The following is a 15,948-nucleotide window of genomic DNA, read 5'->3' as shown; positions in this document are numbered from 1 at the left end:
TCAGCTCCCGAACCAAATGTTGCGGACTCTATCCAATTGTAAAAGCGGTTCCCGGCCTGCTTGGGGTGGGGGCTGCTGCGGGAGGAGCAGGATGATCCATGATGATTGAGGAAACCTTACGCTGGAGGTTTGCTATGGCCCGTACTCCCTCGACCATGTTGCCTCTGGGCACCCCTGCCCCTGACTTCAGCCTGCCCGATGTGGTGAGCGGCCAAACCATTTCCCTCTCCACCTTTGCCGACAAGCCGGCCCTGTTGGTGATGTTTATTTGCCAGCACTGCCCCTATGTGAAGCATGTGCAAGAGGAGCTGGCCCGCATTGGCAGAGATTATAAGGATCGCGGCGTCGGCATTGTAGCCATCAGCGCCAACGACGTGGAGAAATACCCCGACGACAGCCCCGAGAACCTGAAGAAGATGGCCGAGACCTTGGGCTTCACCTTCCCGTTTTGCTACGACGAAAGCCAAGAGGTGGCCAAGGCCTTCACGGCGGCCTGCACCCCCGACTTTTTCTTGTTCGACGCGGAGCGCAAGCTGGTGTACCGCGGCCAACTGGACGACAGCCGCCCCAGCCTGCCGGATGTGCCGGTGACGGGCAAAGATTTGCGGGCGGCGCTGGATAACCTGCTGGCGGGCAAGCCCATCGATCCCGACCAAAAGCCCAGCCTCGGCTGCAACATCAAGTGGAAACCCGGCAATGAGCCCGACTATTTCAAGCAAGCCTAAATTCGCCAGCAACCCTTGGGAAAGCCTGAGCCGACCGGCCAGCCAAGCCCGCCGGGCGCCTCTAGTAGGGGTGGGCTTGGGGGAATCTGCGGAAAAAGTAGCCAGGGCAGTTCCGGGTTCCTTTGTGCCAGCAGGCTGCAGGCCTTGAAGCTAGGGTTTTTGCCTGCGGCGGCGCCCAGGGTTTTCCCCTCTCCCAGGGGGCTGCGGCATCAGCCGCAAGTTCTGGGTAGCCCAGGGCGCAGAACTAACTCTGACAAACCGGAAAGGACTCCAAAGGCAAGCTGTAGCCGCGGGGAGAATCTCAACATCCTCGATGAATCCAGAGATAACCTCGGGTTAATCTTCCTGGGGTAGTTTAGCGATGGCTGACTCTTGCCAAAGGCAAAAATTGCAGGGGGCGAAGGTCGAAGTGGATTTTCACTGTCGCGATCTGGACGCGATCTGAAATCCGAAAATGCCTTTGTCTTTGGCAAGTTGGTAGCGGAGTCCAGGTCAAGCTCTCAAGCGAGGGAAAACGATGAAGCGTCCTCTACCTTTGTTGGCGGTACTCTGGAGCCTGGTTTTTGCCCAGCCCCTTGGGTGGGGATCCCTGAACCCAGCCTGGGCCAAGCCGTCCGGCACCTTGCGTTTGTACACTTCCCAACCCGATGCAGATGCTCAGAAAACCGTGGCTGCGTTTCGGGAAGTTTATCCAGAGGTTTCGGTGGAGATCTTTCGCTCCGGCACCGAGGAGGTGATCAGCCGCTTTTTGCTGGAAGCCGAAAAGGGTAGTCCCCAGGCTGATGTGCTGCTGGTGGCCGATGCGCCTACTTTTGAGTTGCTGAAATCCCGCAATTTGCTGGAGCCCTACTGCAGCCCTGAAGCCAAGGCCATCGCCGCCACCTACTACGATCCAGACTGCCACTATTTCGGCACCAAGATCCTGGCCACGGTGATCGTTTACAACACGGCCAAAGCCCAGCCCGTGGATAGCTGGGCGGCCCTAGCCCAGGTTCCGGAAGGCCAACTGGTGATGCCCAGCCCCACCTATTCGGGTGCTGCCGCCTACAATTTGGGGGTGATCACACGCACCCCCGGCCTGGGCTGGGAGTGGTACGAAGCCCTGAAAAAGAACAAAACGGTGCTGGTGCAGGGCAATGGCGCTGTCGCCCGCAACGTCGCCAGTGGCGAACAGAGCTACGGCATGGTGGTGGACTTTCTTGCCATTCGCAGCCGCAACGAGGGATCCCCAGTGGAGGTGGTCTATCCCAAGGAGGGCGTGCCGGTGATTACCGAGCCGGTGGGAATTGTCAAAGGAACGTCTAACCTGGAAGCTGCCCAGGCTTTTGTGGACTTCTTGCTGTCTCAGAAGGGGCAGGAGGTCGCTGCTGAGATGGGCTACATGCCGCTGCGGCAGGGTGTGACGCCGCCAAAAGGGTTCCCCGCTTTGAGCGAGCTGAAGATCTTGAGCGCCCCGGCAGCAGAGTTGGCCCAAAGCCGCGAGGCCGACAAGGCCCGCTTTGCCAAGTTGTTTGAGGAATAGGTGGGATCCCTTGGGCGTCGGCAAAGGCGTGGTCTAACGTTTCTGGGGGAGGGTTTGAGTAAAGGGTTAAGGCACCCCATCATTCCCTGGCTGGTGGCTGTACCGGGCCTTTTGGTTTTGACCCATGCCTATCCCCTCTGGCGGCTGCTGCAGCGAGCTTTGAGCGGGGAAGGTGAGAACATCCGCTGGTTGCTGGAAACGCCCCGTGTCCATCTGGCGCTGGTTCACAGCCTTTGGGTGTCGGCGGTCTCAGCCACATTGGCGCTGGTCGGCGGCCTGGTGCTGGCGGTACTCACCACCCAGACAGATTTGCCGGGCCGCAGCATCCTGCGGGTGCTCTTTTTATCTCCCCTTGTGGTTCCGCCCCAGGTTTTGGCCTTGGCCTGGATCCAATGGGCCGGGCCGGTGGGCTATTTGCAGCAGGGGCTGCGCTGGATTTTGGGGGGTCAGGGATCCCTGTGGAGCCTCTACACGCCGGGGGGGATCATCCTGCTGCTGGCTCTTTTTGTGCTGCCAATTGCCTACCTGACGCTGGTGGCGGGCTTGAGCCGGCTCTCCAAGCAAGCTCAGGAGGCGGCCCAACTGGATGGGGCCAACCTGCTGCAGGTTTGGCTCTTCATCACGCTGCCCCTGTTGCGGCCCTCTGTGGCGGCAGCAGCGGCGCTGGCCTTCTTGGGGGCCTGGGGCAATTTCGGGATCCCGGCCTTGCTGGGGATCCCAGGACGCTACCTGACTTTGCCCACCCTGCTGTACCAAGAGGTGATCAACTTCGGCGGGGATGGGTTTGGGCGCAGCGCGGCGCTGGCGTTGCTCTTTGGCCTGCCGGCCCTCTTCTTTTTGGCCTGGTCACAGCAGCCTCAGGCGGGGCTGGATCCGGGCGAGGCCCCTCCGGATCCCTATCGCTTGGGCTGGCTGGGTTGGCTGCTCAGCGGGATCCTCTTTGCCGCAGCCTTGCTGGTCATCCTTGGGCCTTTGCTGGCCATGGCTGCAACTGCCCTGCTGCGGGCCTATGGCCTGCCCTTGGTCTGGTCTAACCTGACGCTGGAGCATTTCCGGCTGGTTCTGTTTGAGCTGGAGCGGGCCCGCCGCGCCACGCTGCACAGTTTGGGTTTGGCGGGAGGAGCAGCGCTGCTCTGCAGCGGGATGGCGACGATCTTGGGCTACGCCCTGACCCGGCTGAAAGCACGGCTGCTGGCGCTGCTCAGCTTCATTGTGGACTTGCCCTATGCCCTGCCGGGCCTGATTTTTGCGTTGTCCCTCATTTTGGTGTGGTTGCCCCCTCCCCTGCCGGGGCTGAGCCTCTACGGCACCCTGTGGCTGATCCTGATGGCCTACTTGGGGCGGTTCTTGGCCCTGGCGCTGCAACCGATGCAAGCTGCTTGGCGCAGCCTGGACACCAGCCTGGAGGAGGCGGCCAGCATCGACGGGGCCTCCCTGCTGCAAACTTTTCGCTACATCCTGCTGCCCCTGCTGGCACCGGCCTTGACAGCAGCGGTGTTGCTGGTGTTTTTGCAATCTTTTGCCGAGCTGACCCTCTCCGCCCTCTTGGTCACCTCCCGCTCAGAAACCTTTGGGTGGCTCATCTTTGGCTTGCAACAGGGGGGCTACACCCACCAGGCAGCAGCTCTGAGCACCCTGCTGGTACTCGTTCTCTTTGGCTTGGCTGCCGGGATCCAGGCGCTGCGGCGGCAGGTTGGGCAGCCTTAAGCAGGGGATCCCACCAGATCCTTCACGGATGGGGGTCGATGGTGGTGGTGCGACGGATGGGTTGCCCCTTCAGGATCCCCGGTTTATAACCTGCTCTTAATGTCGCTGCGCTAGTATCAGTCCTGCCCTTAGTGGATGCGACTGCATTTTATTTTATGAATACCCGTCGGACTTTCCTGGCTGCTCTGGCCGGCCTGGCGGCTGCCGCTGGTGCTGCCTTCCTGGCTGCTGACAGCTTTGCCCAGTCTCCTGCCAACGTCAAAGTTTGGATTGCCTTTACCGATAACCGTCTCGATTGGGCCCGTCAAAAGGCGGCAGAGTTCAACAAGCAATTTCCTCAATACAATGTAACTGTTGAGGGCTACGGCAACTACGAAGAAATTCAACAGGCCACCGACCTCGCTATTCAACAAAAAGCCGCTCCGGCAGTGGTGCAGTGGTTTGAGGTGGGCACCCAACGGGCACGGGATTTCGGCTACTTCAAGTCCATCGCCGAGGCGCTGGGCAACCGCACCGAAGTGAACGGGATCCCGGTGAACTTCGAGGATTTTATCGAGCCGGTGGTGAGCTACTACACCCTGGATGGCAAGTTCACCTCCATGCCCTGGAACAGCTCCAGCCCCATCCTCTACTCCAACACCGCCATTTTGAAGAAGGCCGGGATCGAGAAGCCGCCGGCCACCTGGCAGGAGCTAGAAGCCGCCTGTGAGAAGATCATGGCGCTTCCCGACGCTCCCCAGGGCTGCGTCACCTGGCCCAACCACGGCTGGTTTTACGAGCAGTGGATGGCGCAGCAAGATGCTCTCTTGGCCAACAACGAAAATGGCCGTGCCGCCCGGGCCACCCAGGTCTTTTTGGACTCGCAGCCCTCGGTGGCTATCGCCACCTGGTGGAAAGGGATGTATGACAAAGGCTACTACATCTACAGCGGCAAGCAGCGCGATTGGGCGGCCACGGAGCAAGCCATCCAAACCGGCACCGTCGCCATGGCCATCACCAGCAGCGCCGACGCGGCCAACATCACCAACGCCGCCAAGCAGAACAACATCGAGCTGGTCACCACCCGCATGCCCTACAACGCCGACAAGGGTTGGACGGGGAACTTGATCGGGGGCGCCAGCCTTTGGTTGGTGAAGGATCTGCCCAAAGAGGTGGAAGAGGGGGCGCTGACCTTCATGTTGTGGCTGAATAACACCGAAAATGCTGCCGAATGGCACCAAGTGACCGGCTATCTGCCCATTCGCAAAAGCTCGGTAGCCTTGCTGGAGTCGCAGGGCTGGTTCAAGGAAAACCCCAACTTCTTCACTGCTATCGACCAAATCAACAACTCCAAGGTCACTCCTGCCACCCGTGGGGCGTTGCTGGGAGCCTTTCCTGAGATTCGCAATGTGGTAACCCAGACCATGGAAGATCTCATGCTCAAGGGCGGGGATCCGGCCCAAGCCATGGCCAGGGCCAACGAGACTGCCAACCGGCTTCTGGCCGAGTACAACTCCCTCTATCAGTAATTGGTCAGGAGCTGGGCTACAGCAAAGCAAAATCTGAGGATGGGGGGTGGGCGGCGGCCTGCCCCTTTTTGGCTTTTGCAAGGTTGGATGGGAGAGAGAACATGGGGAAATGGATCCAAGTGCTGCTGCCGCTGCTGGCGGGGTTGTCGGGGGCCCTCTGGGTGGGATCCCGTTTTCGGCGCATCGAGCGGCCTGTGCTGCTGGGGGCGGCTCTGGGGGGGCTGGCAGGAGGGTTGGGATCCCTGATCTTCATGGTGCCGCTGGATTTTTGCACCTTTGAGCCGGAGCGCAAGGCCATCGACCTCGCTTTTGGCGTGGGGTTGGTGCTGGCGGGCATGGCCATCCCCCTCTGGCCGCTGCTGGCCTGGATCCGCAAGGAGCGGGAGCGCCGCCTGGGGATCCCCAGTGCAGCTCCCCAAGAGAGGGGTATCTTCAAGCAGGGGTGGCTGGCGTGGCTGCTCTTGTTGCCCACCTTCGCCATTTTGGTGGTGTTTCTCTACTATCCAGGGCTGGATACCCTGCGCCTCTCCACCCTGCTCACCTTTGTGGGCGCGCCGCGCAGCCGCTTCGTCTGTGTGGACAACTTTACCGCTCTGCTGACGGATGCCACCTATCTGCGCAGCCTGGGGATTACCTTCGCCATTTCGGCGGCCATCGTGGTGTTGGGGCTGAGCGGATCCCTGTTGATTGCCACGCTGGCCTACCAGCCCATCCGCGGGGCGGCAATCTATCGCATCTTGCTGATCTGGCCCTACGCCATTTCGCCAGCAGTGGCCGGTATCATCTTTTTCATTATCTTCAACCCCTTGGGCGGCGTAGCCAACTACTTGCTGGGGTTAGTAGGGATCCCACGTTTGAACTGGCTGAGCGATCCCAATTTAGCCCCTTGGGTGGTGATCTTTGCCAGCGTTTGGAAGCAAATGGGCTACAACATTTTGTTTTATCTGGCTGGGCTGCAAAACCTGCCTAAAGATTTGCAGGAGGCGGCTGCCATCGATGGGGCGGGGGCCCTTCGCCGCTTCTTTTCCATCACTCTACCGCTGCTTTCCCCCATCACCTTCTTTTTGGTGATCACCAACATGACCTACGCCTTTTTCGATATTTTCGGCACCATTGATTTGCTGACTGCCGGCGGCCCTTCCGGATCCACCTCGGTGTTGATGTACGAGATCTACAAGATTGGCGTATCGTCAGGCAATTTGGGCAGGGCAGCCGCCCAATCCATTGTGCTCTTCTTAATTGTGGTGGGCCTGACGATCCTGCAATTCCGCACCACCGAGCGGAATGTAACGTATGGGGGATAACGGGGCTGGGGGAGAGAGCAAAATCTAGGATTCGTCAGCTTCCGACGGCTTAGAAGGGTCAGACAACTCGCGCCATTGCTTGAAAACATTGCCTAGGTTGCGGCGGAACTCGTCAATCCCCAGCAGGGATCCCGGCTCTGGATCCCAAGAAGCCGAGAACACGCCGTAGCTAATGCCCAAAAAGCCAAGGCCGAAAAAGGCCAGCGACTCCACCAAAGTAAAGTAGGGGGGCAGGGCTATCACATGGTTGGTTAAGAGATAGTAATTGACAAAAAAGCTGCTCAAGCCAAGGCCAGAAGGGATCCCGGAAAAGACCAAGATCCGCCGCACCATACGCCGGCTGACCTCAGGGGGAATGACAGCAACCGGCTCTCTTTGGGTCGGTTGCGTCTCCACCTGAGCAGGGGTAGAGCTGGAGCGGCGGCGGGAGGCTTTGGAATAGCGCCTGGACTTGCCCACGAAGGTAGCTCTCCGACAGTGATTTAGCTAGCTGCCTACTTTTTCACCCGAATGTTCAACCGTTCGGCCAGCTCCCGGAAGCGGTCGGGAGAACGTTTGGCAATGTAGTTGAGCAGCCGCTTACGCCGACCGATCATCATCATTAGGCCGCGGCGCGAGTTGAAATCTTTCGGGTTTTTCTGAAGGTGCTGCGAGAGTTGGTTGATACGGCTGGTTAGAAGAGCAACTTGTACCTCGGCAGAGCCGGTGTCAGTGTCGTGAAGTCGGTAGGTCTCGATAATCTCCTGCTTCTCTTGCTGCAGTAAGGCCATAAGTTCACAAAAACTGGATGCACTGCCTCAGAATGATAACATCGGCTTTTCGTCCTTTGCTATAGCCGGGTTAGGGGGAGAAAAGGAGATGACGACAACTTCTGGGGATCTGCCGGCCTTGCTGGAGCTGTTGAGCTCTCAGAACTTGGGGGATCGGCTGCGCGCCGTCAACAAGGCCAGAGAGCTCCCCGCGACCGAAGCCTTGACGCTGTTGCAGCGAGCTGTAACCGACGAGAATGCCCGCGTCCGCTATGCCGCCATTAGCCAATTGGGCACGCTCTCCGGCGCAGGTGTCGACCCGGCTGCCCTTTTGCCGATTCTGCGACAGTTTTTGCGAGAGGACCCCGAGTTCGATGTGCGGGCTGCCGCCGCCGCCGCCCTGGGGGATCTGAAGCAGCCACAGGCCCTAGACGATCTGCTAGAGGCTTACCGGCGAGAGACGGAGTGGCTGGTGCGCTTTAGCATTGTCGCCGCGCTGGGCGAGCTGGGCAACCCCGCCGCCTTCGACACCCTAGTGCAGGTTTTACAGGAAGGAGACGAGCTGCTAACAACAGCCGCTGCCGCTGCCCTGGGAGATCTAGGGGATCCGCGGGCCATCCCCCATTTGGAGCCCCTCATCGATTCGGACGATTGGCAGTTGCGCTACCGCGTCTGCATTGCTCTAGCCCAGCTCGGCACCGAAGCCGCCCGCCCCGGCCTAACCCGGCTGGCCCAGGATCCCCAAGAGCAGGTGGCCGCCCACGCCCGCACCGCCCTGGCATCTCTGTAGGCAGCAAGACCACCAAAGCTTGCCTCTCCACCGCCCAGACCGGCCTCCCTCCTCAAGAGAGGCGAGCTAGCTCATGGCATTGATGATGTAGTCGAAATAGGGGGCAGCCTCGGCGGCGGAGTCCGGATCCAGCAGGCTGAGGGCTGCTTCCTTCAAGAACACGATCGCATCGATCATACCGGCAATGGGCACGTTGAGGGCATTGTACATCTCCCGCACCCCTATCAAGCCGATGGACTCGATCGGCTCTTTGCTGCCGGCAATGATGCCATAGGTCACCAGGCGGAGATACCAGTCGTAGTCCCGCAGGCACTGGTTATAGCGCTTTTCGCCGTAGGCATTGCCGCCGGGTTGTATGTATTCGGGTCGCTTGGCAAATAGCTGCTTCTGCGCCTGATCGATAATGCGTTTTTTGTTCTCAGTTAACACCTGAGCGATCTGCAAACGCTTCTCGCCGCTGCTCATGTAATCTTTGATAGCTTGCAGTTCGCTGACGGAGAGATAGCGCAGTTGGTCGTCTGCGGTCTCGATGATCTGGTTGATCACGCTCACGGTAGGAATTCTCCTGTTTGCTAACTTGCTTTCAATTCAATTTGTTCACCAATCCGGCACCCATCCCGCAAGCCAAAGCTCGGCTCAGGAGATGAGAATATGGCCCAGAAAGCCAGCCTTGCCGCTTGCTCTCAGTTTAGGATAGGGCGAGCTTTCCCTCAAGCACCCACCCTGCGGGGCAGCGACCTCAGATGCGCCCCCGCAGCCATTGGGCCATCTCGTTGCGCCGCGGAGCCGCCTCCAGACACACCTCCTCTGTAATGCGCCCCTCTTGGTAGAGCCGAAACAGCGACTGGTTCATGGTACACATCCCCTCGTAGGAGCCGTCGGCAATCAGCTCCTCGATCTCGTCCACGGCACCCCGTTTGATGTAGTCGCGGATGGCATCGGTGTTGCGCATAATCTCGTGGGCAGCGGTGCGCTTGCCGTCGGTGGTGCGCACCAGCGTCTGGGCAATAATTGCTACTAGAGTCTCGGCCAGTTGCAGACGCATTGGCTCCTGCTCCTCTGGCCGGTAGATCCCCAAGAGACGCTCGATGGTGCGGACGGCGCTGTTGGTGTGCAGGGTTCCAAACACCAGGTGGCCCGTCTGGCCGGCCTTGAGAGCCGTATCCACGGTTTCGCGATCCCGCATCTCCCCGATGAGGATGATGTCCGGATCTTCCCGCAGCGAAGCCTTGAGGGCGTTGGCAAACTCCAGGGTGTGGATGCCGACCTCCCGCTGCCGCACCAGCGATTTCTTACTCTGGTGGACGAACTCGATGGGATCCTCAATCGAGATGATGTGCTTAGCAAAGTTGGAGTTGATGTAGTCCACCATCGCCGCCAGGGTTGTGGACTTCCCGGAGCCGGTGGGGCCTGTCACCAGTACCAGGCCCTTGTGCTCCTCGGCAATGCGCTTGAGCACCTCCGGCGCCCGCAACTGCTCCAGCGTCAAGATCTTGAGCGGGATCAGGCGCAGCACCATGGCAGGCCCTAGCAGAGAAACAAAGCAGTTAACCCGGCAGCGCACCAAGCCCTCGTACTGGATAGCGGTATCCAGCTCCAGGCACTCCTCAAACTGGCGGATTTGGTTCTCCGGCAGGCTTTCCCGCAGCCAGCTATAGAACACCTCGGTGGTGGTCACCGGGTAGTTGCCTATCACAATTTGCCCCCGATCCCGGAAACGGGGCACCTCTCCCACCCCCAGGTGAATATCCGAGTAGCCTTTTTCGTAGGCTTCCTGCACCAGTTGGCGCAGCGTCGGTCCAGCGGGGGCAGACTTAGGAGCAGCGGCGGCCACCGGGATCCGTCCAGCAGCCGTGGGGCGAGCCGGCGGCCCAAAAGGCGGAGCAGCCGAACCGGGGCTGGGGGGAGACACCTGAGGCCGGGCAGCAGGAGCTGGAGGGGGCGGAGACATCTGCGGGGGAGTGGCAGGGCCCGGCATGGGCACCGGCGTCTGCGGGGGGGCGACGGCCACATCTGGGGGGACGGGCCGGCCCAAGATGGGCTTGGGGGCGCTGGGGACAGGACGGGATCCGCTCCCGACAGGGGGAGGAGCAGCCCTGCCCAGCACCGGATCTAGCTGGGTTGGGGGTTCTGCCGAGGGCGCTTGCGCGGCCGCACGCGCGGGGCGCTGGATAACAGGCGGGGTCGGCGGCTTCCAACCGGAGTCTAAGTCGGTGGGAAATTGATTTTCGGGGCTAACCTCGCTCATAACAGGCCTCGCTTCTGGCAGGATCTGCGTCGATTTTAAGCTAGTATGCCCAGCCAGAGCAGAGGATTAGCTTTCTTGCCGGCAAAGCGCCGCGGCATCCTTAAAGGTTGGACGGGTGGCGAATGAGGCTCAAAAACTCCTCCCGCGTGCGGGGATCCTCCTGGAACACCCCCACCATCGAGCTGGTGACCGTCCAAGAGCCCGGCTTTTGCACCCCCCGCATCACCATGCACATGTGGGTAGCCTCGATAACCACCCCCACCCCATAGGGATCCAGCATGGTCATCAAAGCTTCCGCGATCTGGCGGGTAAGGCGCTCCTGAACCTGCAGGCGGCGGGAGTACATCTCGACAATGCGGGCGATCTTGCTCAGGCCCACCACCTTTTGGCGGGGGATGTAGGCAACATGGGCCTTGCCGATAAAGGGCAAGAGGTGGTGCTCGCAGAGGCTGAACAAAGTAATATCCCGCAGCAGCACCATCTCGTCGTGGCCCTCGTCGAAGATGGCGCCGTTGATGAGATCTTCCAGGGACTGCCGATAGCCGCTGGTCAAAAATTTCAGGGCGGCCACCACCCGCTCCGGCGTTTTCTTGAGGCCCTCCCGCTGCGGATCCTCCCCAATTCCCCGCAGCAACGTCTCCACTGCCGCTACCATCGCCGGATCCAGGCTCTCTGAGCCCTCGGGCTCTTGCCCCGCCGCATGGGACAGATCTCGGACAAGGCGAGACTTCAGGTTGGCCTTGTCGTTGAGTCGAAACTCGGCACCGGATCCAGGCTTGGCAAGAGTCATAGCAGGATATTCCTTGGGTTGAACGAAGGGTTGAAGGAACTTGTCGAGGGAGGCGGTGCAGGCAGATCTCCTCAAAAGCTCAGTCACAAAGGCCGTTACAGGAAAAGCCAGCTCCAGCCCAGCCTAAAAGGCCCCTGCTGCCGGCATGAGGGTCAGATCTTCCACCACAGCACCCTTGGGCAGGCGAACGATGTGGGCAATCAAGTCCGCCACCCACTCCGGCGAGAGCATTTTGGAACGGTCGAAATCGACCTGAACTGTATCCCAAAGAGGTGTATCCACAGCTCCGGGACACAGGCTGGTCACCCGAATGCCATGCTGCCGTTCCTCTGCGGCCAGGGCTTGAGAAAAGCCCAGCAGGCCAAACTTACTGGCGCAGTAAGCCCCCCAATTGGGAAAGGCTCGCTTGCCCGCAATGGAGATAATGTTGACAATCGTGCCGCAGCGCTGCCGGCGCATCGCCGGCAGGACGGCTTGGGCACAGAGAAAAGCTGCCGTCAGGTTCAAGTCGATCACCCGCTGCCAATCGGACAAAGATAAGGTGGCCAAAGGCCCGACATGGGCTATGCCGGCGTTATTGACCAAGACATCACAAACACCAAATTGATCCAGGAGAGCCTGCAACCGCTGCGGCAGGGCTCTTAAGTCGGCCAAGTCGATGGGAAAAACCTCCGCCTTTCCTCCCTTTGCCTGGATCTCCGCCTGTACCCCCAGCAAATCGGGATGGGAACGGGCCACCAGAGCAACTGCCACCCCCTGCCGAGCTAGGGCTAGGGCCACTGCTTTGCCGATCCCTCGACTGGCCCCCGTAATCAGGGCACGTTCGGGAAACTGGGTCTCAAAACTCATCCACAATAAAACTCTGGGATGCGCCGTCGAGAATAAGCGCCACCAGAGCCTGGGAAACTTCGTTAACCCAGTGTAACACTAATTCCTGCCTGCCCCTCCAAGCAAACAGGAAAGACTGGCATCGATCCCTCTCCGCCGCCCTCTAGCTGACTGGCGTCGGGCCGGGAAGGATCTGAGGTATGGTAGTCTGGTAAAGATAGTGAAAATCTTTTGCAACAACGATCATGGCCGAGTTTTTGATTTCCTCGACGTCCACCGCTGCCCGGACGGACTCTCCCTACACTCTTGAGGTTGAGCACATCAGCAAGGGGTTTCCCGGCCAGCGGCAGTTGGTTTTGCAGGAAGTGGCGTTTCGCCTGCCCCAGGGAGACATTCTGGGGATTGTCGGCCCATCGGGCTGTGGGAAGACCACTTTATTGCGCACCATTGCCGGCTTTGAGCAGCCAGACAGCGGGCGGATCCTGCTGGGGGGGCGAGTGGTGGCCGGGGAGGGGCAGTGGATCCCACCGGAGCGGCGGGGGGTGGGGCTGGTGTTTCAGGATTTTGCCCTGTTTCCCCACTTGGATGTGTTGGCCAATGTGATGTTTGGCCTCCGGCCCACTGCCCTGTTCGCGTCGGCAGCGGGGGGCGGCAGTCGCTCCTCCTCGGCTGAGGTGGGAGGCGCTGCCCAACAGGCGCGGGAACGGGCTGACGAGGTGTTGCGGTTGGTGGGTCTAGAGGACTACGCCCACCGCTATCCTCATGAACTTTCAGGCGGGCAGCAGCAGCGGGTGGCCCTGGCCCGAGCTCTGGCCCCCAAGCCCAGCCTAATCCTTTTGGATGAGCCGTTGAGCAACTTGGATGTGCAGGTGCGCTACTACTTGCGGGAAGAAATCCGCAAAATCCTCAAGCAAACCCAGACCTCGGCCATTTTCGTTACCCACGACCAAGAGGAGGCTCTCTGCCTTTCCGATTGGGTGGCGGTGATGCGGGAAGGGCGTATTGAGCAATGGGGATCCCCGGAGGAAGTCTATCGGGAGCCGGCTACCCGCTTTGTGGCGGAATTCATCGCCCAGGCCAACTTTCTTCGCTGTGAGCGGCGGGAGTTCGGTTGGCAAGCTGAGGGGCTGCTGCACATCCCATTTCAGGCTTTGAGGGATCAGCCCGATCCCCATCTGCGCCAGGGAGAGCTGATGATCCGGCAGGAGGAGTTACGTCTGCATCCCAATCCCCAGGGGAGAGTTACCATTCGGGATCGACAGTTTCTGGGGCGAGAGTATCGCTATTGTCTGGTTACAGAGACGGGCAAGCAATTGCACGCCCTGGCGCGGGAAGCTTTGCCGGTGGGCACGCGGGTTCAAGTTACCGTCGAGCAGGGCCGTCTGTTTCCCATTTCGGAACCTCAGTCAGTAGCGGGATCGGGAAGCAAGAGCTTTGCCTGATGGGATCTTTGCCCTCAGCCCAGGCGCCCCACGCCGCTGCCGCGTTCCCAGGATCCTGCCTTCTCAGCCCAGACTCTACAGCCAGAGGATGGAGGGGCTATCTGTATTTGGTGTGGATCCGCTTTGTTAGACTCCGTATATAGTAGGAGGTGATGCGGGATCCCCACCCAAAACGAGGGCTTTACCCCTCGACAGGGGTTGAGCAAATGCTTTAACCTTGCCTTCTAGGGTGGCCCAGGGGGCGCTCGTCAAAAAGGGTAGAGGGGCGTAGTGTCAGCAAGGACCAGCTTCGCCAGGCGCTGTCCCCAAAGTCCCAAGAGTGCGCCGCATGGCCAGCCTGAGCTGTGTTGAGCAAGGTGAGCTTGGTCAGCTCCTCTTGGGCAGAGGTCGTCGGTTAGTGTTTCAGGGATCTGACCCAATAGCAACGAAGACAAGGCGTGATGCCAGGAGTAGAGATGAAAATGATGCGCGGTAATGCAGTGCCGCTTTTGGGATCCCTCTGCCGCCGTAGAGCTCAGGCAGGCGGGCGGGCCGCGTTCGTAGCGGCAGTTCGCAGCACCCTCCTGCTGGGGTTGGCGGGGGTGATCTGGGGGGGAGTTCCTACTTTTGCTCAAGGGGGGCCCCTCTCGACTCAGGCAGTGGCAGCCCCCATGAGTCGTCAAGAAGTGGCGGAGCGGCTGAATCTGGTGCCGGTTTTTGCCATTGTGTCTCAGAACGGCACCCCTGTGGTCGCTAACGTAGAGCGGGAGGGTCGCACCATCCAGGTGGCTTCTTTCTGGCTGGATCAGAACCAAGCCCAGCAAGCGTTGGATCAGGTGAAAGCCAAGAACCCTGAGGTGGGCCAGCAAGCCCAGGTGGTGCCCATTCCCTTGGGCTACGCCTACGAAAAGTCGGAAGAAGAGCGGGCCAAGAATAGCAATCTGTACTTTGAGGTGGTGCCTCGGGCTGCTGATGTGGAGGCGGCCAAGCAAGTGCTGAAAGAAACGGGTCAGGAGGTGCCGCCGGAAGTGATCGGCGTGCCGCTGTTCTATGGCCGCTCGGGAGAGGGGTTGCTGACCATCGAGCAGGATGGCCAGGAGGTGGTGCCTTTCTTCTTCGACCGCAACGACCTGAAGGGGGCTTTAGACCGGGCGGCGGCGCAGAACCCCGAGGTGGTCGGCAAAACCCAGATCGAGGTCACTTCCCTGGCCATCGTGGTGGAGCGCATGTTAGCCCCTGACGCCCAGGAGGATGTGCAGAAGATCGCTTTCATTCCGCCGCGCGCGTCGCTGGAGTACGTGCAATCGTTAATTCGCTCTGCCACTCCCCAGCCTCAGCGGCGTTGACCTAGCTCCTGATGGGATCCCCCTCTGCGCTGGTGCAGCAATTGCTGGCCTGGCGTGCCCAGGCTCTGCAGGCGGCGCAAGCCGCCGGCATCCCTCCTCAGGAGGTGGAACTTCTGCTTAGGGAACGGCTGGGCTGGGGATCGTTGGAGCGCTTGCTGGGTCGGCCCCCGACGCTGCAGGGGGATCCGCTGGCGGAGGTAGAGGAGCTGTGGCGGCGCCGGCTGACAGAGCGCATCCCCCTGCAGTACCTGCTGGGAAGGGTAGAGTGGGCAGGTTTAAGCTTGCGGGTAACGCCAGCGGTGTTGATCCCGCGCCCGGAGACCGAGCTGCTGGTGGAGCAAGCCTCCCTTTGGTTGCAGTCTAACCTGCTGCCGCCGGGATCCCCTTTTGCCGACCTGGGCACCGGCAGCGGGGCCATTGCCATCGCTTTGGCCCAGGGGCATCCCCAGTTGCAGCTTCTAGCGGTGGACGTGAGCCCAGAGGCTTTGGCCGTTGCGGCAGCCAATGTGGCGGACTATCATCTGCAGGAACGGGTGAAGCTGTTACAGGGATCCTGGTTTGCGCCTTTGGATCCCTGGCGAGGTCGGCTGCGTGGCCTGGTTTCCAACCCGCCCTATATCCCCACCGGGGAGCTGGCCTACCTCATGCCCGAGGTACGGCTGCACGAGCCACGACAGGCCCTCGATGGCGGGGAAGATGGGCTGGTGCACTTGCGGCTTTTGATTCAAAAAGCACCGGATTACTTGGCCCCCAACTCCTTTTGGGCGGTGGAGGTGATGCAAGGCCAAGCCCCTTGGGTGGCGGAGCAGTTGCAGGCCAGAGGCGGCTATCAGCAGATCCAAGTCCACCGGGATTTGGCCGGAATTGAGCGGGTGGTCAGCGCCCACTTCGTCGGCTAGAAAGTTGGGAAGAAAAAGCATGACTCTAGTCAATGATATGCTGGACTATACTGAAAATAATGCCCAGTATGTTCAGTATGGCTGCTTGGTATGGCTAGGTATGTAAAACCG

15 protein-coding genes are annotated in these 15,948 nt (G+C 60.3%); 9 read left to right on the top strand and 6 right to left on the bottom strand.

The window, feature by feature from the left end; translation table 11 throughout:
- The first annotated feature begins 134 nt into the window (after positions 1-134).
- The 5 genes from ACVW0R_RS08205 to ACVW0R_RS08185 all read left to right on the top strand — a co-directional run bounded on the left by ACVW0R_RS08205 (position 135) and on the right by ACVW0R_RS08185 (position 6,766).
- A complete protein-coding gene (locus ACVW0R_RS08205; RefSeq protein WP_011431553.1) occupies positions 135-725 on the top strand; it encodes a thioredoxin family protein in 591 nt (196 codons plus the stop codon).
- A 517-nt stretch (positions 726-1,242) separates the two neighbouring features.
- Positions 1,243-2,247, top strand: coding sequence for an ABC transporter substrate-binding protein (locus tag ACVW0R_RS08200; RefSeq protein ID WP_011431554.1), 1,005 nt, complete (start codon positions 1,243-1,245; stop codon positions 2,245-2,247).
- Between the two features lie 54 nt (positions 2,248-2,301).
- Complete coding sequence (locus ACVW0R_RS08195; protein WP_240527786.1) at positions 2,302-3,954, top strand: ABC transporter permease; 1,653 nt, start codon at positions 2,302-2,304, stop codon at positions 3,952-3,954.
- Between the two features lie 155 nt (positions 3,955-4,109).
- The gene (locus tag ACVW0R_RS08190) at positions 4,110-5,462 is read left to right on the top strand and encodes an ABC transporter substrate-binding protein (protein WP_011431557.1); all 1,353 of its coding nucleotides are present in this window, start codon (positions 4,110-4,112) and stop codon (positions 5,460-5,462) included.
- A 101-nt stretch (positions 5,463-5,563) separates the two neighbouring features.
- The gene (locus ACVW0R_RS08185; protein ID WP_228375370.1) at positions 5,564-6,766 is read left to right on the top strand and encodes a carbohydrate ABC transporter permease; all 1,203 of its coding nucleotides are present in this window, start codon (positions 5,564-5,566) and stop codon (positions 6,764-6,766) included.
- Between the two features lie 24 nt (positions 6,767-6,790).
- On the opposite strand, the gene ACVW0R_RS08180 is transcribed toward ACVW0R_RS08185, so the two are convergent.
- Positions 6,791-7,225: a photosystem II biosynthesis protein gene (locus tag ACVW0R_RS08180; RefSeq protein WP_457501911.1), complete on the bottom strand. Its 435-nt coding sequence runs from the start codon at positions 7,223-7,225 to the stop codon at positions 6,791-6,793.
- A gap of 35 nt (positions 7,226-7,260) precedes the next feature.
- Positions 7,261-7,536: a 30S ribosomal protein S15 gene (rpsO, locus tag ACVW0R_RS08175; protein ID WP_011431560.1), complete on the bottom strand. Its 276-nt coding sequence runs from the start codon at positions 7,534-7,536 to the stop codon at positions 7,261-7,263.
- Positions 7,537-7,624: 88 nt separating this feature from the next.
- Here rpsO and ACVW0R_RS08170 point away from each other — a divergent pair, with 88 nt between their 5' ends.
- Positions 7,625-8,305 carry a HEAT repeat domain-containing protein gene (locus tag ACVW0R_RS08170; RefSeq protein WP_099812700.1) on the top strand — a complete coding sequence of 227 codons (681 nt, stop codon included), beginning with the start codon at positions 7,625-7,627 and terminating at the stop codon, positions 8,303-8,305.
- A 66-nt stretch (positions 8,306-8,371) separates the two neighbouring features.
- On the opposite strand, the gene apcD is transcribed toward ACVW0R_RS08170, so the two are convergent.
- The 4 genes from apcD to ACVW0R_RS08150 all read right to left on the bottom strand — a co-directional run bounded on the left by apcD (position 8,372) and on the right by ACVW0R_RS08150 (position 12,192).
- Positions 8,372-8,857 (bottom strand): allophycocyanin subunit alpha-B, encoded by a 486-nt coding sequence (gene apcD / locus ACVW0R_RS08165; RefSeq protein ID WP_011431562.1) that lies wholly within the window; start codon positions 8,855-8,857, stop codon positions 8,372-8,374.
- A 187-nt stretch (positions 8,858-9,044) separates the two neighbouring features.
- Complete coding sequence (locus ACVW0R_RS08160) at positions 9,045-10,553, bottom strand: PilT/PilU family type 4a pilus ATPase (RefSeq protein ID WP_228375371.1); 1,509 nt, start codon at positions 10,551-10,553, stop codon at positions 9,045-9,047.
- 100 nt (positions 10,554-10,653) lie between these two features.
- Entirely contained in the window at positions 10,654-11,262 is a 609-nt protein-coding gene (gene folE / locus ACVW0R_RS08155; RefSeq protein ID WP_049749847.1) for a GTP cyclohydrolase I FolE, read from the bottom strand.
- Between the two features lie 204 nt (positions 11,263-11,466).
- Entirely contained in the window at positions 11,467-12,192 is a 726-nt protein-coding gene (locus ACVW0R_RS08150; protein ID WP_099812698.1) for an SDR family oxidoreductase, read from the bottom strand.
- A 224-nt stretch (positions 12,193-12,416) separates the two neighbouring features.
- On the opposite strand from ACVW0R_RS08150, the gene ACVW0R_RS08145 reads away from it, so the two are divergent.
- The 3 genes from ACVW0R_RS08145 to prmC all read left to right on the top strand — a co-directional run bounded on the left by ACVW0R_RS08145 (position 12,417) and on the right by prmC (position 15,837).
- A complete protein-coding gene (locus tag ACVW0R_RS08145) occupies positions 12,417-13,613 on the top strand; it encodes an ABC transporter ATP-binding protein (protein WP_457501910.1) in 1,197 nt (398 codons plus the stop codon).
- A gap of 455 nt (positions 13,614-14,068) precedes the next feature.
- Entirely contained in the window at positions 14,069-14,938 is an 870-nt protein-coding gene (locus ACVW0R_RS08140; protein WP_099884443.1) for a Tic22 family protein, read from the top strand.
- An 11-nt stretch (positions 14,939-14,949) separates the two neighbouring features.
- Positions 14,950-15,837 (top strand): peptide chain release factor N(5)-glutamine methyltransferase, encoded by an 888-nt coding sequence (gene prmC, locus ACVW0R_RS08135; RefSeq protein WP_041438671.1) that lies wholly within the window; start codon positions 14,950-14,952, stop codon positions 15,835-15,837.
- The last annotated feature ends 111 nt before the right edge of the window (positions 15,838-15,948 follow it).

The organism is Thermostichus sp. MS-CIW-15, from assembly GCF_054060575.1.
This window is presented reverse-complemented; position numbering and strand designations above follow the sequence as displayed.

What these genes read in the sequence shown, in the direction of transcription:
- ACVW0R_RS08170 (WP_099812700.1), top strand. Translation starts at nt 7,625, where the DNA reads ATGACGACAACTTCTGGGGATCTGCCGGCCTTGCTGGAGCTGTTGAGC.
- prmC (WP_041438671.1), top strand. Translation starts at nt 14,950, where the DNA reads ATGGGATCCCCCTCTGCGCTGGTGCAGCAATTGCTGGCCTGGCGTGCC.
- ACVW0R_RS08200 (WP_011431554.1), top strand. Translation starts at nt 1,243, where the DNA reads ATGAAGCGTCCTCTACCTTTGTTGGCGGTACTCTGGAGCCTGGTTTTT.
- rpsO (WP_011431560.1), bottom strand. Translation starts at nt 7,536, where the DNA reads ATGGCCTTACTGCAGCAAGAGAAGCAGGAGATTATCGAGACCTACCGA.
- ACVW0R_RS08185 (WP_228375370.1), top strand. Translation starts at nt 5,564, where the DNA reads ATGGGGAAATGGATCCAAGTGCTGCTGCCGCTGCTGGCGGGGTTGTCG.
- ACVW0R_RS08150 (WP_099812698.1), bottom strand. Translation starts at nt 12,192, where the DNA reads ATGAGTTTTGAGACCCAGTTTCCCGAACGTGCCCTGATTACGGGGGCC.
- ACVW0R_RS08145 (WP_457501910.1), top strand. Translation starts at nt 12,417, where the DNA reads ATGGCCGAGTTTTTGATTTCCTCGACGTCCACCGCTGCCCGGACGGAC.
- ACVW0R_RS08190 (WP_011431557.1), top strand. Translation starts at nt 4,110, where the DNA reads ATGAATACCCGTCGGACTTTCCTGGCTGCTCTGGCCGGCCTGGCGGCT.
- ACVW0R_RS08160 (WP_228375371.1), bottom strand. Translation starts at nt 10,553, where the DNA reads ATGAGCGAGGTTAGCCCCGAAAATCAATTTCCCACCGACTTAGACTCC.
- ACVW0R_RS08140 (WP_099884443.1), top strand. Translation starts at nt 14,069, where the DNA reads ATGAAAATGATGCGCGGTAATGCAGTGCCGCTTTTGGGATCCCTCTGC.
- ACVW0R_RS08205 (WP_011431553.1), top strand. Translation starts at nt 135, where the DNA reads ATGGCCCGTACTCCCTCGACCATGTTGCCTCTGGGCACCCCTGCCCCT.